A 21,409-nucleotide genomic window follows, 5' to 3' on the forward strand; every position below is an offset into this window, starting at 1 on the left:
GGCGCGCAAGGCGCGGGAAGGTGTCCCCGCCGCCGCTCAGCCCGTGTTGCGCATGCCGGCGGCGATGCCGTTCACGGTGGTCAGCAGCGCGCGCTCCAGCGCCGTACCGTCGCTCGGCGCCCGCCGGCCACCCGGCGCGGTGGCCACCGCCCGGCCCGCCGCCCCGGACTCCCGGTACTGGCGCAGCAGGGCCACCTGGAGGTGGTGCAGCGGCTCCAGGTAGGTGTCGCGGACGGCCAGGGTGCGCTGGAGCACGGGGGAGTTCTCCAGCAGGGCCGGCGAGGAGGTCACGGCCAGCACCTCCTGCTTGGTCAGCTCGTACTCCTGCTCGATCTTGTGGAAGATCGGGTGCAGCTTCTTCGGCACCAGCGTCTCGACGTAGCGGCGGGCGATGCTCAGGTCGGTCTTGGTGAGCATCATCTCGACGTTCGACAGGAACGTGCGGAAGAAGTGCCAGTTGCGGTGCATCTCGGCCAGCACGTCCTCCAGGCCGGCCTCCCGGGCCGCGGCCAGGCCCGAGCCGACCCCGAACCAGCCGGGCACGATCTGCCGGGTCTGGGTCCAGCCGAACACCCACGGGATGGCGCGCAGCCCGGCGAGCCCGGCGCCCGTGTTGGGCCGCTTCGCCGGGCGGGAGCCGATGTTCAGCGCGCCGAGCAGCTCGGTGGGCGTCGACGCCCAGAAGTACGCGGGCAGGTCCGGGTCCTCGACCAGCGACCGGTACGACCGGAAGGCCGAGTCGGAGACCAGCTCCATGGTGGCGTCCCAGCGTTCCAGCATCTCGGCGGGCTGCCGGGGCGCGGTGTGCAGCAGGGTGGCCTGGAGCACCGCGGCCAGGGTCAGCTCCAGGTTCTCCCGCGCCAGCGACGGCAGGGAGTACTTGTCGGAGATGACCTCGCCCTGCTCGGTGACCTTGATCGCGCCGTCCAGGGTGCCGTACGGCTGGGCCAGGATCGCCTCGTGCGTCGGCCCGCCGCCGCGACCCACCGTGCCGCCGCGGCCGTGGAAGAGCCGCAGGTGCACCCCGTGCCGGGCGGCCACGTCGCGCAGCGCGCGCTGGGCCCGGTGGATGGACCACTGGCTGGTGGTGATGCCGGCCTCCTTGTTGGAGTCGGAGTAGCCCAGCATCACCTCCTGCACGTCGCCGCGCGCCGCGACCAGCGCCCGGTACGCCGGCAGGGAGAGCAGCTCGTCGAGCAGCTCGCCGCCCGCGTTCAGCTCGGCGGGGGTCTCCAGCAGCGGTACGAACCCGATGCGGGACCGGCCGCTGTGCACGTCGACCAGGCCCGCCTCGCGCGCCAGCACCACGGCGGCGAGCACGTCGTCCACGCCGAGCGTCATCGAGACGATGTACGACTCGATGACCTCGCCGCCGAACCGGTCCTGCGCCTCGCGGATGGTGCCGAACACGTCGAACGTCTTGCGGGTCGCCTCGGTCAGCGGAGTGTCCACGGTGGAGAGCGGCCGGCGACCGGTCAGCTCGTCGGCGAGCAGCTTCGTGCGTTCCTGCCGGCTCAGCGACGGGTAGTCGGAGACCTCGCCGACGGCCGCGTAGAGCTGGGCGAGCACCGCGTGGTGCGCCTCGGCGTGCTCCCGGACGTCCATGGTCGCCAGGTGCAGCCCGAACGCGGAGACCGTACGGATGGTGGAGGCGAGCCGGCCCACGGCGGTGAGCTGCCCGGCGTTGCGGGCCAGCGAGGCGCGCAGCAGCTCCAGGTCGGCCACCAGCTCGGCGGAGCCGCGGTAGTCCCGCCCGGGCACGTGCGCGGTGCCGTGGCGCAGCCGCTGCCGGGTGTTGGCCAGCTTCGCCTTCACGCAGCGGGCCTTGAGCCGGTAGGGCTCCTCGGCGTTGACCCGGCGGAACCGGGCCGCCACCTCGGGCAACGCGTCCAGGTCGGCGGCGAGGCTCGCGGAGAGGTCGAGCGACACCCCGCGCAGCCGCCGGGACACCGACACCTCGTCGATCAGGTGGTCCATCGCCTTCTCGGTGGCCGCGATGCCGTGCTCGTGCTGGATCGTCAGCACCTCGCGGGTCACCGCCGGGGTGACGAACGGGTTGCCGTCGCGGTCGCCGCCGATCCAGGTGCCGAAGGACAGCGGCCGGGCCGTGGGGGAGGTCTCCACGCCGAGGGTACGCAGCGTGTCGGCGAGGTCGTCGAGGACCTGCGGGGCGGCCTCGGCGTACAGGTCGCGCAGGTAGTAGATGGCGTTGCGGGCCTCGTCGGTCGGGTCCGGCCGGTCGAGCCGCAGCTCGTCGGTCTGCCACATCAGGTCGAGCAGCTCGGCGAGGCGGCGGTTGGCCGGGCCCTCGTCGCTGGCGCCGTAGAGGATCGCGTTGGCGGTCTCGGTGTCCAGCTCGTCGGCGATGGCGCGCAGCTTGGACAGGATGGACCGGCGCGCCGCCTCGGTCGGGTGGGCGGTGAAGACGGGCCGTACCGCCAGCCGCCGCGCTGCCGCGGCGATCTCCTCGGCGGGCACGCCGCGCTCGGCGATCATCTTGGCCGCCTGGTCCAGCCACCCGCCCTGCACCGCCCGGCGGCGCCGCAGCTCCCGGGCCCGGTGCACCTGCTCGGTGATGTTGGCCAGGTGGAAGTAGGTGGAGAAGGCGCGGGCCAGCTTGGTGCCGGTGGTGACGTCCAGGCCGGCGAGGCGCTGCGCGGCGGCGGGGGCGTCGGAGCGCACCTGGGCGCGGATCTCCTCGACGAGGTCGAGCAGTGGCCGGCCCTCCTGGCGGGCGAGGGTCTGCCCGAGCAGGGTGCCGAGGCGGCGGATGTCGGCCCGCAGGGCGGCGTCGGGGCCGTCGTGGTCGTGCTGGTCGGTCACGATGCGCTCCTTACGCGAGTACGAAGGACAGCGCTGTCCGACTCCCTGGATCGTATCCGCGTCCCCCGCCGGGAAGGAGGGGGACCCGGGCAATCGCCCGGGGTACGGCACGTGGCCCTTCCTCGCGTCTCAGCCGGCGCCGGGCGCGTCTTCGCTGGTGGGGGCGGGTGCGGCGCGTCGGCCGGCGCGGCGGCGGGCCTGGAACGGGGTGGCGCTGAGCACACCCGCCACCTCCGGCGAGGTCCAGATGGTGAGCCCGGCGACCGGCCAGGAGGTCGACCGGCGGTCGAAGTAGCCGACGGACCCGGGCAGGTCGGTGGCCCGGCCGGGGAGGCCGTCGATCAGGTGAGCTGGCAGCGGCCCGCGCTGTAGTGGGCGACCGCCGCCATGATCTCCGCCTCGGGCCGGTCCGCGAAGTTGAGCGTGGCGACCAGACCGGAGCCGTAGAAGGCGTTCAGCGCCGCGCCGTCCAGCGCCGTGAACGCCCCGAGGTGCCGCAGCGCCCGTGCGTCGCGCGGCGTGACCACCAGCATCTTCTCCAGGCTCCACCGTCGGCGGGAGATCTGCGCGACGCCCTCCCAGGGCAGCCAGATCGCCTGGCCCCGGGTCGGTCGGGTGCGGATCCAGAGCCCGGCCGGGCCGAGTGCCAGCACCGGGCCGCCGGAGCCGATCAGCCAGAGCTGGATCCCCAGCGGCAGGGCGATCAGGGCCAGCAGGCACCCCACCACGGCGAGGAGGCCGACGACGGACTGGGAGCGCGACTGCGGGTCGGCCGAGTTCACCACGCCGAGGCCGGCGCAGCAGGCGATCGGGAGGATGAGGACCAGCGCCACCCCCATCATCAGCAGGCCGCGCTTCGCGACGTTGGGGCGTACCACGAAGGGCTGGTCCTCCGGGATTCGCCTGGTCACCGGCGGCGGCACGGGGTCTCCCCACGGGCCGCCGGGCGGCGGCCCGTGGTGGAAGGGCTGCGGTGGATGTCCGGCGGGGGTGCTCACGCGGCCTCCGAATGCTCGATCAACTTCGGCGGGGCCAGCCTAGAGGCCGTCTGCCAGCGCCCCGGCGGGTCGGACGAACGGAAAACCGGTGGAGCCGGTCGGTAGCGTCCGATCATGACGTCGCCGAACTATCCCCCCAAGCCCCGCCCAGGAGACCGGGTCGCGGTCGTCTCGCCCTCCGCCGGCCTGCCGGCCCTCTTCCCCCACGTGTACGAGCTGGGGCTGCGCCGGTTGCGCGAGGAGTTCGGCCTGGAACCGGTGGAGTACCCGACGACCCGGGTGCTCGGCGCCGACCCCCGTGACCGGGCCCGCGACCTGACCGCCGCCTTCGCCGACCCGACGATCACCGCCGTGCTCGCGACGGTGGGCGGGGACGACCTGATCACGGTCACCCCGCACCTGGACGACGCCGTGCTGCGGGCCAACCCGAAGCCGTACTTCGGCTACTCCGACAACACCAACGTCCTCAACCACCTGTACCGGCTGGGCGTCGTGTCGTACCACGGAGGGTCGGTGCTCGTGCACCTCGGGCGGCCGGGCAGCCCGCACCCGCTGACCTTCGACTCGCTGCGCGCGGCCCTGTTCACCTCCGGCTGGTACGACCTCACCCCCGCGCCGCAGTGGGGCGACCGGCCCAACGACTGGCACGACCTGGCGGCGCTGGCCGACGAGCCGGAGATGCTGCCGGGCGAGGGCTGGCGCTGGCAGGGGCCGGCGACGGTGGTCCAGGGGCGCACCTGGGGTGGCAACCTGGAGATCCTGCACTGGCTCCTGGCCGCCGACCGGGTACCCGCCGCCGGGGAACTGGCCGGGTCGGTGCTGATGGTCGAGACCTCCGAGGAACTGCCCTCGGCCACCGAGGTGTTCCGGATCCTGCGCAACATGGGGGAGCGCGGGCTGCTCGCCGGCTTCCCGGCGGTCCTCGTCGGCCGGGCGAAGGCGTGGGACTTCGAACGACCGCACAGCCCCGACGAGCGGCGTGCCTGGGCCGACGCGCAGCGGGAGGCGGTCAGCCGGGCGCTCGCCACGTACGCGCCGGACGCCGTGGTGGTCTTCGAAGTCGACCTCGGCCACACCGACCCGCAGCTGATCGTCCCGTACGGCGGCGAGATCCGCGTAGACGCCGTCGAGCGCCGCATCTCGGTCCGCTACTGACCCGACCTCCCGCCCCGCCTTCGCGTGCGAGCGCCCGGCCCCGCCCCGCCGCCGCTCGCGTGCGAGCGCCCGGCCCCGCCCCGCCGCCGCTCGCGTGCGAGCGCCCGGCCCCGCCCCGCCGCCGCTCGCGTGCGAGCGCCCGGCCCCGCCCCGCCGCCGCTCACGTGCGAGCGCCCCGGTGATCAGGACGCGATGGACGTTATCCGGCCGTTTCAAGGTCCATGGGGTCCTGATCACCGTCGGCTGGGCCGTGGTCAAGTGCGGCGTTCGTGGATTGCGTCAGCGACCAGCCGGACAATCCGGGCGGGGTGCCGCAGTGCGTCGTCCGCCGTGAAGCGCAGCACCAACCAGCCCGCCGCACGGAGTGCGTTGAGCCGAGCGACGTCCCGCTGGAAGTGGGTGCGTTCCCGGTGGTGGTCACCCTCGTACTCGATGGCGATTCGCCACCGGGGGTAGGCGAGATCGACGCGGCCGAGGAAGACGCGTCCTCGGTGCGGGTGGGTGCCGTACACGTCGTACTGCGCGGTCGGGGTTGGCAGGCCGGCGTCGTGCAGGACGAGCCGGAGCCGGGTCTCCATGGGAGACTCGCTCAACGGCTCGGCCAGCGCGAGCACCTCCCGCAGTTGGGCTAGGCCGGGCCAGCCGCTGTGCGTGTCCAGGCAACTGCCCAGCGCCGCGAGCTTGACCACCCGCCGATGAAGCAGCGCGTCCACCGCGACGAGCGCGTCCGTCCGGGGCAACTGCCGCCCGAGGTCGAAGGCCGTGCGGACGCCGGTGGTGACCGGCAAGCCGGCGAAGCGGGTGATCTCCCGGGCGGCGAGCGACCGTTGGTCGACCGACACACGTCGAGAGGAGCGTCGCCGCGCCGTCGCCGGGAGCGTGACGAAGACCGGGCTCGCGCGTGGGAGAAGCTCCACGCCCCACAGGAATGCCGCGCTGAGACCGCTGATGGCGGCACCCGCCGGCAGGGTGAGGGCAACGGCGTCGCACCACATCCGGTGGTCGTCCTCACGGTAACCGTCGACGTGGACGTAGATGTCGGGCAGCAGCCGGCGCCAGGACGGCCCACGAAGCATCCGCCAGGTGACCAGGCCGGCGGCGACGGCCCGACTGCCGGAGAACGGGAGGAACGCCAATGCTCTGGGGACGCGCGGTGCCCGTGACATTCCGGCAGCCTGCCGTCACCGTCCGCTCGCGCGCTGACCCGAAGGTCGATCCCGGGGTGTTGGCGTGGCCCCGCCGCCGTTGCGTCGCCACCGGGACCCGGTCGGCCGAGGGCTGCCGGAGTCCCGGCCGCGGGTGCCGCGTGTGCGCGACGCTTCGGGTTCGGGCACGCAGCGGTTGTATTCGTTCCGGACCTGGTGGTCGTTACCGGAGTCGCGACAGGAGCCGGCCGTGGTGCCGGTGGCAGGCTGCTGGTCGATCAGGTGGGGTCGAGGACGGCGAACGCCCGTACCGGGAAGGTGCCCATGCCGGCCACCATCGGCGGGGCGGCCGTGAACCGGAAGCCGGTCGGGGGCAGCGCGTCGAGGTTGGTCAGGTGCTCCACGACCGGTACGCCGGCGGCCAGCAGGGCGCTGTGCGCGGGGCGCTCGCCGGCTGCCGCCGGGCTCATGTCGTCGATGTTGACCGAGTCGATGCCGACCAGGGCGGCACCCGCGTCGACCAGGGCCCGGGCGCCGTCCCCCGTGAGGTACGGCGCCTCCGGCGCGCCGTACCGGTCGGTGCCGAAGTGCGCCGACCAACCGGTGTGCAGCAGCACCGCGTGCCCGGCGACCTCGTACGGCGCCAGCAGCAGCCGGTCCACCGCACGGGTGCCCGCCGGCACCCGGACCACGACGCCGGGCAGGTCGGCGAGGCGCTCCAGCCCGGTGCCGGCGAGGTCGGCGCCGTCGGCGAAGCGGTGGGCGGGTGTGTCGACGTACGTGCCGGTGTTGGCGATCATGTCGATGCGCCCCACCTGGAACTCGGTGCCGGGGGCGTAGTTGGCCCGGGACGCCTCCCGGGTCAGCCACTCGGTGATCCGGGGCGCCGGCCAGCCCGGCAGGGTGGTCATGCCGTCGGTGACCACGTGGCTCAGCTCGACCAGTCGCCGGGAGCCGCCCTCCGGGCCGGGCCGGGCAGCTACGCCCCGGCCGCCCTTGTGCGGTTCCTCGATCATTGTCCGGCCGGTGATCCGTACCTCGGCCACCATGAGCAGCCCGAGGTGCCGGACGAACAGCGCCGCCAGTTCGTCGTCGGTGATGTCGGGGCCGGGGACGTCCAGTCGGAACCCGTCCGTCCGCAGCCCGCCGCCGTTGGCGAAGGTGACCTCCGCGTCGAACTGCGCCCGCCACTGGTTGTCCATCAGCGCAGCCGATCACGGCCGGTCGCCCTCGTCAAGATCCTTCCTGGCTGGCTGGCCGGCCGGCCAGCTCGGGCAGGGGCGTCGCCGCCCCGGGCCCGGCCGCCGGCACGTTTAGTGCTCAACCGGCGAGCCACAGCACCGCGCGCCCGCCGGAGTGCCGTACAGGGGGGTGTACGACACCGCCGGCGGGCGGCGACGGCAGGTCGCCGCCGCCGAGGTCGCAGCCGGGGTGGAGCTGCGGGCCTCCCCGAAAAGGTCCGCGCACCCCGACCGCCGCTGCGGCGGCGCGATCCCGGCTGACGGATTCCATGGTCGTCCGTCGGGCGGTCGCGGGTCTTGAACATCGATGCTCGGTTCGTCGCCCACTCGGCCTCGGCCCCGACCGGCCCGCGATCCCGCCGCCCTGTGGCTCCGACGCCAGCAGCCGGGACCCGGCGCGACGGGCGGCGGGCGGGGAGAGGCGCGGAGGGCGGCGGGCGGGTCGGTCAGTCGTGGGTGAGCAGGCGGCGCAGGCGGGCCGGGGGGTGGCCGACGTGGTCCCGGAGCACACGGGTGAGGTGGGCCTGGTCGGCGAAGCCGTGCTCCGCCGCCACGGCGCGTAGCGGTCGGTCGTCCGCCTCCGCGAGGGTGTCGAGCACCGCGCGGACCCGTAGCCGGTTGCGGTACGCGGTGAGGCTGCTGCCGGTGACCCGCTGGAACACCCGGCTCAGGTGGTGTGGTGAGGCGCCCACTTCCCGCGCCACCTGGTCGAGCGTGAGAGAGAAGTCGCGGAGCATGAGCACCTCCCGGGCCCGGTCGGCGAGGCGACGGTGGGCGGCCGCGGTGGCTGGGCGCCGGTTGACGACGCGCCCCAGGTCCGCCCCCGGTGGCTCGGCCCGGCCGTTGACGAAGTCGAGCACCCTGCCGAGGAAGCCGTGCAGTCGCTCCGCCATCTCGAACGGGTCCAGCCCTCGCCGGAACTCCGTGACGAGCATCCGGTGTGCCAGGTCGAGCGCCGTGTCCGAGGTGCCGTCCCAGCCGGCGGTCGCCAACCAGCGCGCCCCGCCCCGGTGTTCGGCGAGGACCGCCGGCTCGATCTCCAGGCGGGTGAACGTGTCGCAGCCCAGCGGGTGGGACACCTGCATCTCGTCGCCGGGCCGGGTGAGCAGCAGCGAGGTGGCGTCCGAGAAGGCCGTACGACCGTTGATGCGCCGCCGGTAGGCGCCCGACCAGCCAAGGTTGACCTCGTGACGCAGCAGGACCGTCGGTGCCGTCCAGCCGCGCTTTTCGACGCCGCAGCGCACCTCGGAGAGCGAGATCCCCGCCGGGTGACCCAGCACCCGCCAGCGGCAGGGCGTGGTCGTTCGGCGTGGGTCGCTGCCGACTCCCTCAGTCATCCGTCCTCCCCCTCGGCTGACCGTCGCGAACCATCGACGAAGCGTACGCGGGGGTGGCTCGCACGTCCGGAGAAACAGCGTCGAGCGGTGGCCCCCGGTCCAGCTGGACGAGGGGTGATCATCGTGTCCTCGCGCTGGAAGTGATCCCACGCTCACCGGTCTGTTCTCCGCCGCTCTGGCCGATCGGGGCTGGCCGGGCAGCGGTCCCGCGACCCGATGCCCCGGCGCGGGCGGGGAGAGGCGCGGAGGGCGGCGGGCGGGTCGGTCAGTCGTGGGTGAGCAGGCGGCGCAGGCGGGCCGGCGGGTGGCCGACGTGGTCCCGGACCACGCGGGTGAGGTGGGCCTGGTCGGCGAAGCCGTGCTCCGCCGCCACGGCGCGCAGCGGCCGTCCGTCCGCCTCCGCGAGGGTGTCGAGCACCGCGCGGACCCGCAGCCGGTTGCGGTACGCGGTGAGGCTGCTGCCGGTGACCTGCTGGAACACCCGGCTCAGGTGGTGCGGGGAGGCGCCCACCTCCCGCGCCACCTCGTCGAGGCCGAGCGAGAAGGCGCCGGCGGCGAGCACCTCGCGGGCCCGGTCGGCCAGGCGGCGGTGGGCGACCTGGGTGGCGGGCCGCCGGCCGATGGCGCGTGCCAGGTCGGCCCCCGGTGGCTCGGCCCGGGCATCGGTGAGGTTGAGCACCCCGTCGAGGAAGCGGTGCAGCCGCTCCGACATCTCGAACCGGTCGATTCCACGCCGGAACTCCGCGATGAGCATCCGGTGTGCCAGGTCGAGCGCCGCGTCGGAGGTGCCCTCCCAGCCGGCGGTGTCCAGCCAGCGCGCCCCGTCCGGGCGGTCGGCCAGCACCGTCGGGTCGACCTGCACGCAGGTGTACGAGTCGCCGCAGCCCAGCGGGTGGGACACGGACATCACGTCGCCCGGCCGGGTGAGCAGCACCGAGGTGGCGTCCGAGAACGCCGTACGACCGTTGAGCCGCCGCCGGTACGCCCCCGAGCGTCCGAGGATGAGGTTGTAGAACCTCTCGACGGCGGGTTCGGTCCAGCCGTGGCTCTCGACGATGCAGCGCACCTCGTAGATCAGGATCCCCTCCGGGTGCCCCAGCACCCGCCACCGGCCGGGCGTGGTCTTCCGGCGCGGGTCGCTGCCGACTCCCTCAGGCATCCGTCCTCCCCCTCGGGTGGCCCTGCGCGGATTGTCGAGGATCCAACCTACGCGGGGGTGGTTCGTCCGACCGGAGAGATAGTGTCGACCGGTGGACCCCCCGCCCGGCCGGGCGAGGGGTGATCGTCGTGTCCTCCCGCTGGAAGTGATCCCATGCTCACCGGTCTGTTCTCCGCCGCCCTGGCCGATCCGGGGCTGGCCCGGGCACGTGACCTGGCGCGCTCCGGTGCCGCGCAGGTCGACGGCCTCGACATCACGGCGCCGGCCGCGCTGCGTCCCTTCGCGGTCGCCGCGGTCGCGGCCGACGAGGCCGACGGGGCGGCCGGCGGCGCGGGCCGTCCGGTGCTCGCCGTGACCGCCACCACCCGGGAGGCCGACGACCTGGCCGCCGCGCTGGGCAGCCTCCTCCCATCCGGGCAGGTGACGGTCTTCCCGTCCTGGGAGACGCTGCCGCACGAGCGCCTGTCGCCCCGCTCCGACACGGTCGGCCGGCGGCTGGCCGTGCTGCGCCGGCTGGCGCACCCCGGGGCGGCCGACGCGCACGGCCGCACCGGCCCGCTGCGGGTGGTCGTGGCGCCCGTCCGGTCGTTGCTGCAACCGCAGCTCAAGGGGCTCGGCGACCTGGAGCCGGTGCAGCTCGCCGCCGGGGCGGAGGCCGACCTGGAGGAGGTCGCCCGCCGCCTCACCGACATGGCGTACGCGCGGGTCGACCTGGTCACCAAGCGGGGCGAGTTCGCCGTGCGCGGCGGCATCCTCGACATCTTCCCGCCCACCGACGAGCACCCGTCGCGGGTCGAGTTCTGGGGCGACGAGGTGGAGGAGATCCGCACCTTCGCCGTCGCCGACCAGCGCACCATCGAGCAGGTGCCGACGCTGTGGGCGCCGCCGTGCCGGGAGCTGCTGCTCACCCCTTCGGTGCGCAAGCGGGCCGCCGCCCTCGCCGAGGAGCACCCGGAGCTGGCCGAGATCCTCGACAAGCTGGCCGAGGGCATCCCGGTCGAGGGGATGGAGTCCCTCGCCCCGGTGCTGATCGGCGCCGACTCGATGGAGCTGCTGCTGGACGCCATGCCGGCCGGCACCCACGTGCTCCTCTGCGACCCGGAGCGCATCCGCACCCGGGCGCACGACCTGGTGCGTACCTCCGACGAGTTCCTCCAGGCGAGCTGGGCCGCGGCGGCCGTCGGCGGCCAGGCACCGGTCGACGTCGGCGCCGCCGCCTTCCGGACCCTGGCGGAGGTACGCGCCGTCGCGGCGAAGCTGCGCCAGCCCTGGTGGACGCTGTCGCCGTTCGGCCTGGTGGAGGCGGACGCCGCCCCGGCGCGGCAGCCGTGGGAGGACGGGCCGGAGGCGTACGACGTCACCCCCGACGACGCGATCGCGGTGACCCTGGCCGCGCAGCCGGCCCCGCTCTACCACGGCGAGACCGCCCGGGTGGTCGACGACCTCAAGCGCTGGACCGGCGAGGGCTGGTCGGTCGCGCTGGTCTTCGAGGGGCACGGCCCCGCCCAGCGGGCGGTCGAGGTGCTCCGCGACGCGGGCCTCGGCGCGCGGCTGACCGAGGAGATCCCGACCGCGCCCGCCCCCGGCGAGGTGCTCGTCTCCTGCGGCAGCCTGACCAGCGGCTTCGTCGACGAGGCGTCGCGGTTCGTGCTGCTCACCGGCAACGACGTCACCGGCGGGCGGGGCACCTCCACCCGCGACATGCGCAAGATGCCGAGCCGGCGGCGCAACACCATCGACCCGCTGGAGCTGAAGGCCGGCGACCACGTCGTGCACGAGCAGCACGGCATCGGCCGCTACGTCGAGCTGGTGCAGCGCACCGTGAACGGCGCCTCCCGGGAATACCTGGTCATCGAGTACGCCCCGAGCAAGCGCGGCCAGCCCGGCGACCGGCTCTTCGTCCCCACCGACCAGCTCGACCAGCTCTCCCGCTACGTGGGCGGCGAGCAGCCCGCCCTGCACAAGATGGGCGGCTCGGACTGGCAGAAGTCCAAGGCCCGGGCCCGCAAGGCGGTCAAGGAGATCGCCGCCCAGCTCATCCAGCTCTACGCCGCCCGCAAGGCGTCCAAGGGGCACAACTTCGGCCCCGACACCCCGTGGCAGCGGGAGCTGGAGGACGCCTTCCCGTGGCAGGAGACGCCGGACCAGCTCGCCGCCATCGAGGAGGTCAAGCGTGACATGGAGCAGACCGTCCCGATGGACCGGTTGATCTGCGGTGACGTCGGCTACGGCAAGACGGAGATCGCGGTACGGGCGGCGTTCAAGGCGGTGCAGGACGGCAAGCAGGTGGCGGTGCTGGTGCCCACCACGCTGCTGGTGCAGCAGCACTACAACACGTTCGCCGAGCGGATGAGCCAGTTCCCGGTGACCATCAAGCAGCTCTCCCGCTTCCAGACTCCGAAGGAGGCCGAGCGGACCCTGGAGATGGCCGCCGCGGGCACCGCCGACATCGTCATCGGCACCCACCGGCTGCTCCAGGCGGCCACCCGGTTCAAGTCGCTCGGCCTGGTCATCGTCGACGAGGAGCAGCGCTTCGGCGTCGAGCACAAGGAGCACCTGAAGACGATGCGCGCCTCGGTCGACGTGTTGAGCATGTCGGCCACCCCGATCCCGCGCACGCTGGAGATGGCGATCACCGGCATCCGGGAGATGTCCACCATCGCCACCCCGCCGGAGGAGCGGCACCCGGTGCTCACCTTCGTCGGGGCGTACGACGAGCGGCAGGTGGCGGCCTCCATCCACCGCGAGCTGCTCCGCGACGGGCAGGTCTTCTACCTGCACAACCGGGTCGAGTCGATCGACCGGACGGCCCGCAAGCTGCGTGAGCTGGTGCCCGAGGCGCGGGTCGCGGTGGCGCACGGCCAGATGGGCGAGGAGGCCCTGGAGAAGGTCATGGTCGGCTTCTGGGAGAAGGAGTTCGACGTGCTGGTCTGCACCACGATCGTGGAGTCCGGCATCGACATCCCCAACGCCAACACCCTCATCGTGGAGCGGGCCGACCTGCTCGGCCTGGCCCAGCTGCACCAGATCCGCGGCCGGGTCGGCCGGGGCCGGGAGCGGGCGTACGCGTACTTCCTCTACCCGCCGGAGAAGCCGCTCACCGAGCACGCCCACGAGCGGCTGGCGACCATCGCCCAGCACACCGAGCTGGGCGCCGGCATGTACGTGGCGATGAAGGACCTGGAGATCCGGGGCGCTGGCAACCTGCTCGGCGGCGAGCAGTCCGGGCACATCGAGGGCGTCGGCTTCGACCTGTACGTGCGGATGGTCGGCGAGGCGGTCTCCGCGTTCAAGGGCGAGCGCCCGGAGGAGGAGACCGAGGTCAAGGTCGACCTGCCGGTCGACGCGCACCTGCCGCACGACTACGTCGGCGTGGAGCGGCTGCGCCTGGAGATGTACCGCAAGCTCGCCGAGGCCCGCGACGCCGACCGGTTGCGCGAGGTGGTCGCCGAGATGACGGACCGCTACGGCGAGCCCCCGGCCCCGGTGCAGAACCTGGTCGCGGTGGCCCGGTTCCGCCTGCTGGCCCGTCGCTACGGCCTCACCGACGTCTCCATGCAGGGCAAGCACATCCGGTTCGGCCCGTTGCCGCTGCCCGACTCGAAGCAGCTGCGGCTCAAGCGCTACCACCCGGACTCGGTCTACAAGTCCGCGCTCGACCAGGTCAGCGTGCCCCGGCCGAGCACGCGGCGGGTGGGCGGCGAGCCGCTGCGCGACCAGGCCCTGCTGGAGTGGTGCGCCCAGCTGCTGAAGGACGTGCTGGGCGAGCCGGCGACGGCGGCAGCCCCCGCCCGGTGAGCGGCGGACGCCGGACGGGTGGTGAGCGGGCGCCGGTGCGGCAGGACGGCGGGTCGGTCGCGGGGGCCCGGGCGGCCGGAGCGGGGACGCGCGGACGCCGGGGGACGGGCGGCGGGCAGACCGGTGGGCGGCGTCACGCTGGTCCCGGGCGGCATGAGAGAGTGACCGTCATGCGTGCTCGCCGTCTTGTCGCCGTCGCCAGCGTGGCGCTCGGCCTCGTCGCCCTCTCCGGTTGCCGTGCCGAGCCCGGTGTCGCCGCCTACGTCGGCGACCTGCGAATCACCGAGGATGCCGTCACCGACGTCGTGGCCGACCTGCGGGCGAAGAACCCGGCGCCGACCGGGCAGCCCGAGGCGCCCGAGGGGCAGCCTCCGGCGCAGGCGCCGCAGCTGCCTGGCCGCGGTCAGGTCGTCAGCGTGCTGGTGCTGGCCGAGGTCTGCGAGCGGGTCTCGGCGGAGAAGAACTACCAGCCGCGCGGGCAGGTGGCGCCGGAGCAGCTCGCCCAGCAGTTCGGCCTGTCGCCCGACACCGGCTACGTGCGCCAGGTCGCCGAGCTCTACACCTGCCTGTCGGGGGTGCCGACCGGTGCGCCGGCCGAGCCGACCGCGCAGGACCTGGCGGACGTGGTGGCGGCGGGCCGCAAGGCCGGTGCCATCCCGGCCGACGTGACCGACGAGGCCGCCGCCGGCCAGCTCGACGGCGAGCAGCTGCGCACCGCGCTGGCCACCCGTAAGTCGCTGGCCGAGGCGGTCGCCGCGTACGACGTGACGGTCAACCCCCGCTACCGTCCGCTGGAGTTCCCGGTGTTGAGCTTCTCCGGCAACGCGCCGGCGGTGAGCGTGCCGCTGGGCGAGGCCGGCTCCGACGGGGTCACCGACGTCTCCACCCCGGACCCGCTGTCCCCCGGTGGGCCGCAGGCGGCCGGCGGGACCGACAGCTGAGCATGTCCGCCCGGATCGTCCTGCTCGTCACCTCGCCCCGTCTGCCGGCCGGTCTGCTGACCGCCGCCGCGTGGGACGTCGTACGCCGGCATCCGGTGCTGGCGGGGGCGGAGAGCGAGCTGACGACGGCGGTGCGCGCGGCGGGCGCCGAGGTCACGGTGGTCGACGGCCGGGCGACGCAGGCGCTGCTCGACGCGGCGGCGGCGCACGGCGTCGCGGTGTGGCTGGCCGGCCCGGCCGGCGACGAGTCGCTGGCCCGCGAGCTGGGCCTGCGGCTGGCGCGCGAGCCCGGCCTGGCCGAGCTGGAGCTGATGTACGGCTCCTGGGACCCGCCCGGGGCCCGGCTGCTCGACGCCGTGGCGGTGATGGACCGGCTGGCCTCCCCGGGCGGCGACCCGTGGAAGCGGGCGCAGACCCACCGCAGCCTCGCCGGCTTCCTGCTGGAGGAGTGCTACGAGGCGTACGACGCGATCAGCGCGGGCGACACCGACGCGCTGCGCGAGGAGCTGGGCGACGTGCTGCTCCAGGTGGTGCTGCACGCCCGGCTCGCCGAGGAGCTGCCCGAGGGGGAACGGTGGACCGTCGACGACGTGGCCGGTGGGCTGGTCGACAAGATGGTCCGGCGCAACCCGCACGTCTTCGCCGACGCCGAGGCCGGCACGCTGGAGGAGATCGAGGCGAGCTGGGAGCGGATCAAGCGGGCCGAGAAGGCGCGTGACTCGGTGCTGGACGGCATCGCGCTGAGCCAGCCCGCGCTCGCCCTGGCCGCCAAGATCCTGGAACGCGCCGGCCGGGTCGGCCTCGCCGTACCGCCGCCCCTCGCGGATTCCCAGGCGGACCCGGAGGCGAGGCTCGGCGCGAGCCTGCTCGCCACGGTCGCGGCGGCCCGCGAGGCGGGTCTGGACCCGGAGGCGGCCCTGCGCCGCGCCGCCCTCGCCTACGCCGACGCCGTCAGGACGGCCGAACGCCGGTAGGGTCGGCGGGTGGAATCGTTTGTGCCGCTCGCGGAGCGGATCGTCGACGCGTTGCTGGAGAGCCGGCCCGGGCTGGCGACCACCACCGGTGACCACCGCTACGACGACCGGCTGCCGGACCTCTCTGCCGAGGCGGTCGCGGCCGACCAGGCCATGCTCAGGGAGGCCGGGGACGCGCTCGCCGAGCTGGACCCGGACGCCCTGGACGTCGAGGAGCGCGTCGACCACGCACTGCTCACCTCGTTCGTGGACCGGGAGCTGTTCGAGTCCGGCGACATCCGCGCCCACGAGTGGGACCCGCTGCGGCACAACCCCGGGCCGCTGCTGCACGCGCTGCTCGCCCGCCCGTACGCCCCGGTCGAGGTCCGGCTGAGCAGCCTGGCCGGGCGGCTCGCCGCCGTACCGGACGCGCTGGCGACGGCGCGCGCGACGCTGCGCGACATGCCGCGGATCCACGCCGAGACGGCCGTCGGGCAGTTCACCGGCACGGCGGCGCTGATCCGCGACGAGGTGCCGGCGCTGCTCGCGCAGGCCCCCACCCTGCACGACCGGGTCGAGCCGGCCGCCACGGCGGCGATCGCGGCGCTGGAGGAGTTCGTCGCGTGGCTGCGTCAGGGCCTGGCCGCCGACGCCGGCCCCGGGCGGGACCCGCGGCTGGGCCGGCGCCGTTGGGAGGCGCGGCTCTGGCACACCCTCGACACGGAGCTGGGGGCCGCCGAGATCCAGCGCCGGGCCTGGGCAAACCTGGACCGGGTCGGCGAGGAGATCCGTGCGGCGGCCGTCGAGCTGGTCGGCGGCCCGGCCGACGACGAGACGGTACGCCGGGCGCTGGACCTGCTGGCCGCAGAGCACCCCGACGACGCCTCGATCGTGGACCTGGCCTCGGTCAGCCTGGACGAGGCGACCGACTTCGTACGCGCCCACGACCTAGTCACCCTGGTCGACGATCCGTGCGTGATCCAGGAGATGCCGCGGTTCGCCCGGGGCGTGGCGGTCGCGTACTGCGACTCGCCCGGCCCGCTGGAGACGGCGGACGTGCCGACCTTCTACTGCATCGCGCCCACTCCCGAGGAGTGGCCCGCGCACCGGGTCGAGTCGTTCTACCGGGAGTACAACGACCACATGATCCGCAACCTGACGGTGCACGAGGCGATGCCGGGGCACTTCCTCCAGCTCGCCCACGCCCGCCGGCACGTCGGCCCCACCCGGGTCCGCGCGCTGACCGAGTCGGGCCCCTTCATCGAGGGCTGGGCGGTCTACACGGAGGAGCTGATGGCCGGCCTGGGCTTCGGCGGCCTGCCGGTGCGGTTGCAGCAGCTCAAGATGCAGCTGCGGATGACCATCAACGCGCTGCTGGACCAGCTCGTGCACTGCGAGGAGCTGCCGGAGGCCGAGGCGATGGCGCTGATGACCGGGCGTGGCTTCCAGGAGGAGGGCGAGGCGGCCGGCAAGTGGCGGCGCGCGCTGCTCACCTCGACGCAGCTCTCGACGTACTTCGTCGGCTACAGCGAGGTGGCCGGGATCGCCGCCGCCCGCCCGGCCGGAGTGTCGGTGCGCGAGTGGCACGACGCGATGCTCGCCCACGACTGCCCGCCCCCGCGCCACCTGCGCACCCTGCTGGGCGTGTGACGGAGGGCGGCCGCCCGGCGCCGGGCGCGGGCCCGCCGACGGGGTCGGTCACGAACTGGCCGGGCGGCGGTCCACGACGCCGGCGTCGGGCGGGAGGTCGAACGCGGCGCCGTCGACCGTCTCGCGGTAGCGGTTGAGCGCCAGCTCGACCTGGCGGCCGTCGACCAGGCCGGTGAAGCTGCCCAGCACCCCGTCGGTGGTCACGCAGGCGGTGAAGTCGCCGGCGGACTGCGTCACGTCCACGCAGGTGGCGTGGTGGCCGGCGAGGGTGGTGTCGCTCTGGTCGATGACCGCCTCCGGGTCGAGCGCGGCGGTGGTGAGCAGCCCCACGACGACCGGCGGCGTGACCAGACCCCGCTGCTTGGCCTCGGTGAACATGGTCACCGTGGGCTTCGCGTTGGGCGCGGGCGGGGCCTCCAGGGTGCAGGTCGCGCGGCCGGCGGCGGTCTCGCAGCGGGTCGTGGCCTCCGGGGTCACGGTGAGCTTGCCGCCGGGCCAGGTGTAGGCGGAGCGGGCCGGGTCCTGGGCCTGGACGATGGTGGCGGTCTGCCCGCCGGGGAGCTGGTAGTCGGCGGAGTAGGTCAGCTCCAGTGCCCGGTCGAGCCGGGCGGCCAGGTCGTTCACCAGGTCGGACCGCCCGATCGCCCGGCCGGCGTCGTCGAGGGTCTGGCAACCGGTCACCGTGAGCGACGCGATGACCGACACGGCGAGCATGCGGAGGGTGGTCGAGGCGGCGGGCATGGCGCCCAGCCTGGCCGATCGGGTCAACCGCGCGCAAACCCGTTGCCGGTTGAGGCACGAGAATCCGGGAATGTCCGGGTAAAGCACTGCCCGGAGGCAGGTTTCGGATCGGGCCGGCGAGCGCCCGGACCGCCCGCGTCCGAGCGCCGCCCGATACGCTGCGTTCAACAACTGCCTCAGCCGCACCGTCGCGGCCCATACCGGACCGGAACACACAAACGAGGAGCGACTCAGTGGCAACCATCGAGGGAATCGTCGCGCGGGAGATCCTGGACTCGCGGGGCAACCCGACCGTCGAGGTCGAGGTCGGGCTCGACGACGGCACGATCGCCCGGGCGGCGGTGCCCTCCGGCGCCTCCACGGGCGCCTTCGAGGCGATCGAGCTGCGCGACGGTGACGCCGACCGCTACCAGGGCAAGGGCGTCGAGAAGGCGGTCTCGAACATCGAGGACAAGATCGTCGACGAGCTGATCGGCTACGAGGCCAGCGAGCAGCGGCTGATCGACCAGAAGATGCTCGACGTCGACGGCACCGACAGCAAGTCCGAGCTGGGCGCGAACGCCATCCTCGGCGTCTCGCTGGCGGTGGCCAAGGCGGCGGCCGGCAGCGCCGAGCTGAGCCTCTTCCGCTACCTGGGCGGCCCGAACGCGCACCTGCTGCCGGTGCCGATGATGAACATCCTCAACGGCGGCGCGCACGCGGACTCGAACGTCGACATCCAGGAGTTCATGATCGCGCCGATCGGCGCGCCCAGCTTCCGCGAGGCGCTGCGCTCCGGCGCGGAGGTCTACCACGCGCTGAAGTCCGTGCTGAAGAAGAAGGACCTCTCCACCGGTCTCGGCGACGAGGGCGGCTTCGCGCCCAACCTGCCCACCAACGCCGCCGCCCTGGACCTCATCGCCGAGGCGGTCGAGAAGGCCGGCTACCGGCTCGGCACCGACATCGTCTTCGCGCTCGACGTCGCCGCCACGGAGTTCTTCGACAACGGCACCTACACCTTCGAGGGCGCCGCGAAGAGCGCCGAGGAGATGAGCAACTACTACACCAAGCTCGCCGGCGACTACCCGATCGTGTCGATCGAGGACCCGCTGGCCGAGGACGACTGGACCGGCTGGCAGACGCTGACCGCCTCGCTCGGCGACCGCGTCCAGATCGTCGGCGACGACCTCTTCGTCACCAACCCGCAGCGCATCGCCCGGGGCATCGCCGAGAAGGCCGCCAACGCGGTCCTCGTCAAGGTCAACCAGATCGGTTCGCTGACCGAGACCCTGGACGCGGTGGACCTGGCCCACCGGGCCGGCTTCAAGTGCATGATGAGCCACCGCTCCGGCGAGACCGAGGACACCACCATCGCGGACCTGGCGGTGGCCACCGGTTGCGGGCAGATCAAGACCGGCGCGCCGGCCCGTTCGGACCGGGTCGCCAAGTACAACCAGCTCCTGCGGATCGAGGAGGAGCTGGCCGACGCGGCGCGGTACGCCGGGGCGGGCGCCTTCCCGCGCTACCGTTCGGCCTGAGACGCGCGAGGCCTCGGGGGAGGGGTGTGACGATGCAGCAGCGCCGCACACCGGGCGGTCAGCGCCCCGCCCGCCGGCCGGGTAGCACCGGCCGGCCGGGCGGGGCCCGGGGTGCCCGGACGCCGCTGCGCGAGGGCGGCGTCCGCGCGGAGTCGCGGGCCACGGCCGGTCGCGCGCCGGGGGCGTCCCGGGGCGCCGAGGGCGTACGCTCCGCGAGCCGGCCCGCCGCGGCCCGTCGGACGGCCGCCGGCACCGTCAAGCGGCTCTCTGCACCCCGCTCCCGGGGCCTCACCGGGCGGGCCACGGTGCTCTTCGCGGTGCTGATCGCGCTCGCCCTGGCCTACACCTACCCGGTGCGCGTCTACCTGGACCAGCAGGCCGACATCGAACGGATGGAGGCCTCCCAGGCGGCCCAGCGCGAGGCCATCGAGGAGCTCTCCGAGCGCGCGGCCAAGTGGCAGGACCCGGAATACATCAAGATCCAGGCCAGGGAGCGGTTCTTCATGGGCCCGCCGGGCGAGACGCTGCTGGTGGTGCTCTCCGACCCGGCGGGCGCCGCCCGGGACGCCGGTTCGTCCGCCGCCCCGTCGGCGCCCGCCACCCCCGCCTCCTGGTACGACACCCTCTGGTCGAGCGTGCAGGCCGCCAACGGCGAGCAGCCCGACAAGTGAGCGGCACCCGAGCATCGAACGAGGAACCAGCATCGTGACTGTCGTACCACCGCAGGAGCCGGCGGCGGACTCCGTACCCCCGCCGAAGCGCGAGCCGGCCACCGAGGCCGACCTGGCCGCGGTGGCCGCGCAGCTCGGACGCCCGCCCCGGGGCACCCGGGCCGTGGCCCACCGCTGCCCCTGCGGCCTGCCGGACGTGGTGGAGACGACCCCGCGCCTGGCCGACGGCACCCCCTTCCCGACGCTGTTCTACCTGACCTGCCCCCGGGCGACGGCGGCGTGCAGCCGGCTGGAGTCGGCGGGGCTGATGAAGGAGATGGCGGACCGGCTGGCCGCCGACCCGGAGCTGGCCGCGCGCTACCGCGCCGCGCACGAGGACTACCTGGCCCGCCGGGACGCGATCGGCGAGGTGCCGGAGATCGCCGGCATCTCCGCCGGCGGGATGCCCGGCCGGGTGAAGTGCCTGCACGTGCACCTCGGGCACGCGCTCGGGGCCGGGCCGGGGGTCAACCCGTTCGGCGACGAGACGCTGGAGCTGGTGGAGAAGTGGTGGGCGGCCGGGCCCTGCGTGGACGTGCCGGCGGCGGACTGACCGTGGCGGGCGCGGACGGGGGCGTGGCGGGGGCCGACGACGTCGTGGTGCGGCGGGCCCGCACCTCGGACGTGCGCGGCATCCGGCGGCTCGTCGACACCTACACCGACGACCGGCGGCTGCTCAGCAAGGCCACCGTGACCCTCTACGAGGACGTGCAGGAGTTCCGGGTCGCGGTGCGCGCCAGCGATGGCGCGGTGGTCGGCTGCGGCGCGCTGCACGTGATGTGGGAGGACCTGGCCGAGATCCGTACGGTGGCCGTCGACCCGTCCTGCCGGGGGCGCAAGCTCGGCCACCGGATCGTCGCGGAGCTGATCGACGGCGCCCGCGAGCTGGGGGTGGCGCGGATCTTCGTGCTGACCTTCGAGACCCGCTTCTTCGGCTCGTTCGGCTTCACGGAGATCGACGGCGCGCCCGTGCCGCAGCCGGTCTACGAGCAGCTCCTGCGCTCCTACGACGAGGGCGTCGCCGAGTTCCTCGACCTGGAACGGGTCAAGCCGAACACCCTCGGCAACACCCGCATGCTGCTGCGCCTCTGACTCAGCTCCGGCGCGGGTGGGCGGCGATGAACTCCCAGACGAGTTCGGTGGCGACGAGGCCCGCGTCGGGGGCGGCCAGCTCGCCGCCCGGCGTGCCCGACCGCGACGACGCCGGGCCGGCCGGCCCCGCCTGACGTAGGGTTGCTGCC

At 74.2% G+C, this 21,409-nt stretch carries 16 protein-coding genes; 9 read left to right on the forward strand and 7 right to left on the reverse strand.

The window, feature by feature from the left end; translation table 11 throughout:
- Positions 1–36 precede the first annotated feature (36 nt).
- Both ppc and CLT72_RS27210 read right to left on the reverse strand, forming a co-directional pair.
- Positions 37–2,823 (reverse strand): phosphoenolpyruvate carboxylase, encoded by a 2,787-nt coding sequence (ppc, locus tag CLT72_RS27205; RefSeq protein ID WP_101414185.1) that lies wholly within the window; start codon positions 2,821–2,823, stop codon positions 37–39.
- A gap of 341 nt (positions 2,824–3,164) precedes the next feature.
- Positions 3,165–3,821, reverse strand: coding sequence for a hypothetical protein (locus tag CLT72_RS27210; protein WP_144082338.1), 657 nt, complete (start codon positions 3,819–3,821; stop codon positions 3,165–3,167).
- Positions 3,822–3,935: 114 nt separating this feature from the next.
- On the opposite strand from CLT72_RS27210, the gene CLT72_RS27215 reads away from it, so the two are divergent.
- Positions 3,936–4,976, forward strand: coding sequence for a S66 family peptidase (locus tag CLT72_RS27215; RefSeq protein WP_101414187.1), 1,041 nt, complete (start codon positions 3,936–3,938; stop codon positions 4,974–4,976).
- A gap of 254 nt (positions 4,977–5,230) precedes the next feature.
- On the opposite strand, the gene CLT72_RS27220 is transcribed toward CLT72_RS27215, so the two are convergent.
- The 4 genes from CLT72_RS27220 to CLT72_RS31705 form a co-directional block, all read right to left on the reverse strand.
- The gene (locus CLT72_RS27220) at positions 5,231–6,142 is read right to left on the reverse strand and encodes an endonuclease domain-containing protein (protein ID WP_101414188.1); all 912 of its coding nucleotides are present in this window, start codon (positions 6,140–6,142) and stop codon (positions 5,231–5,233) included.
- A 257-nt stretch (positions 6,143–6,399) separates the two neighbouring features.
- Positions 6,400–7,323, reverse strand: a complete 924-nt coding sequence (locus tag CLT72_RS27230; RefSeq protein WP_101414189.1) for a cyclase family protein — start codon at positions 7,321–7,323, stop codon at positions 6,400–6,402.
- Between the two features lie 485 nt (positions 7,324–7,808).
- Entirely contained in the window at positions 7,809–8,699 is an 891-nt protein-coding gene (locus CLT72_RS27235) for a helix-turn-helix domain-containing protein (RefSeq protein ID WP_101414190.1), read from the reverse strand.
- Between the two features lie 265 nt (positions 8,700–8,964).
- Positions 8,965–9,858 (reverse strand): helix-turn-helix domain-containing protein, encoded by an 894-nt coding sequence (locus tag CLT72_RS31705; protein ID WP_144082339.1) that lies wholly within the window; start codon positions 9,856–9,858, stop codon positions 8,965–8,967.
- Positions 9,859–10,011: 153 nt separating this feature from the next.
- On the opposite strand from CLT72_RS31705, the gene mfd reads away from it, so the two are divergent.
- The 4 genes from mfd (at position 10,012) to CLT72_RS27260 (ending at position 17,200) form a co-directional block, all read left to right on the forward strand.
- The gene (gene mfd, locus CLT72_RS27245) at positions 10,012–13,656 is read left to right on the forward strand and encodes a transcription-repair coupling factor (RefSeq protein WP_101414192.1); all 3,645 of its coding nucleotides are present in this window, start codon (positions 10,012–10,014) and stop codon (positions 13,654–13,656) included.
- Between the two features lie 170 nt (positions 13,657–13,826).
- Positions 13,827–14,597 (forward strand): hypothetical protein, encoded by a 771-nt coding sequence (locus CLT72_RS27250; RefSeq protein ID WP_101415416.1) that lies wholly within the window; start codon positions 13,827–13,829, stop codon positions 14,595–14,597.
- 2 nt (positions 14,598–14,599) lie between these two features.
- Complete coding sequence (locus CLT72_RS27255; RefSeq protein ID WP_101414193.1) at positions 14,600–15,571, forward strand: nucleoside triphosphate pyrophosphohydrolase; 972 nt, start codon at positions 14,600–14,602, stop codon at positions 15,569–15,571.
- A gap of 9 nt (positions 15,572–15,580) precedes the next feature.
- Positions 15,581–17,200 carry a DUF885 domain-containing protein gene (locus CLT72_RS27260; RefSeq protein WP_101414194.1) on the forward strand — a complete coding sequence of 540 codons (1,620 nt, stop codon included), beginning with the start codon at positions 15,581–15,583 and terminating at the stop codon, positions 17,198–17,200.
- Between the two features lie 48 nt (positions 17,201–17,248).
- On the opposite strand, the gene CLT72_RS27265 is transcribed toward CLT72_RS27260, so the two are convergent.
- A complete protein-coding gene (locus tag CLT72_RS27265; RefSeq protein ID WP_101414195.1) occupies positions 17,249–17,941 on the reverse strand; it encodes a hypothetical protein in 693 nt (230 codons plus the stop codon).
- A gap of 233 nt (positions 17,942–18,174) precedes the next feature.
- On the opposite strand from CLT72_RS27265, the gene eno reads away from it, so the two are divergent.
- The 4 genes from eno to CLT72_RS27285 are packed head-to-tail and all read left to right on the forward strand — an operon-like array spanning position 18,175 to position 21,260.
- Entirely contained in the window at positions 18,175–19,458 is a 1,284-nt protein-coding gene (gene eno / locus CLT72_RS27270) for a phosphopyruvate hydratase (RefSeq protein WP_101414196.1), read from the forward strand.
- Positions 19,459–19,490: 32 nt separating this feature from the next.
- On the forward strand, positions 19,491–20,129 hold the full coding sequence (locus CLT72_RS27275) for an FtsB family cell division protein (RefSeq protein ID WP_101415417.1): 639 nt from the start codon (positions 19,491–19,493) through the stop codon (positions 20,127–20,129).
- Positions 20,130–20,163: 34 nt separating this feature from the next.
- Complete coding sequence (locus CLT72_RS27280) at positions 20,164–20,721, forward strand: DUF501 domain-containing protein (protein WP_089001973.1); 558 nt, start codon at positions 20,164–20,166, stop codon at positions 20,719–20,721.
- A 23-nt stretch (positions 20,722–20,744) separates the two neighbouring features.
- Positions 20,745–21,260: an amino-acid N-acetyltransferase gene (locus tag CLT72_RS27285; RefSeq protein WP_101415418.1), complete on the forward strand. Its 516-nt coding sequence runs from the start codon at positions 20,745–20,747 to the stop codon at positions 21,258–21,260.
- The last annotated feature ends 149 nt before the right edge of the window (positions 21,261–21,409 follow it).

It is taken from the genome of Micromonospora sp. CNZ309 (genome assembly GCF_002846525.1).

Excerpts from the sequence above, each read along its gene's own strand:
- CLT72_RS27220 (WP_101414188.1), bottom strand. The coding sequence starts at position 6,142 with ATGTCACGGGCACCGCGCGTCCCCAGAGCATTGGCGTTCCTCCCGTTC.
- CLT72_RS27215 (WP_101414187.1), top strand. The coding sequence starts at position 3,936 with ATGACGTCGCCGAACTATCCCCCCAAGCCCCGCCCAGGAGACCGGGTC.
- CLT72_RS27230 (WP_101414189.1), bottom strand. The coding sequence starts at position 7,323 with ATGGACAACCAGTGGCGGGCGCAGTTCGACGCGGAGGTCACCTTCGCC.
- CLT72_RS27265 (WP_101414195.1), bottom strand. The coding sequence starts at position 17,941 with ATGCCCGCCGCCTCGACCACCCTCCGCATGCTCGCCGTGTCGGTCATC.
- CLT72_RS31705 (WP_144082339.1), bottom strand. The coding sequence starts at position 9,858 with ATGCCTGAGGGAGTCGGCAGCGACCCGCGCCGGAAGACCACGCCCGGC.
- CLT72_RS27250 (WP_101415416.1), top strand. The coding sequence starts at position 13,827 with ATGCGTGCTCGCCGTCTTGTCGCCGTCGCCAGCGTGGCGCTCGGCCTC.
- CLT72_RS27235 (WP_101414190.1), bottom strand. The coding sequence starts at position 8,699 with ATGACTGAGGGAGTCGGCAGCGACCCACGCCGAACGACCACGCCCTGC.
- CLT72_RS27275 (WP_101415417.1), top strand. The coding sequence starts at position 19,491 with ATGCAGCAGCGCCGCACACCGGGCGGTCAGCGCCCCGCCCGCCGGCCG.
- CLT72_RS27255 (WP_101414193.1), top strand. The coding sequence starts at position 14,600 with ATGTCCGCCCGGATCGTCCTGCTCGTCACCTCGCCCCGTCTGCCGGCC.
- mfd (WP_101414192.1), top strand. The coding sequence starts at position 10,012 with ATGCTCACCGGTCTGTTCTCCGCCGCCCTGGCCGATCCGGGGCTGGCC.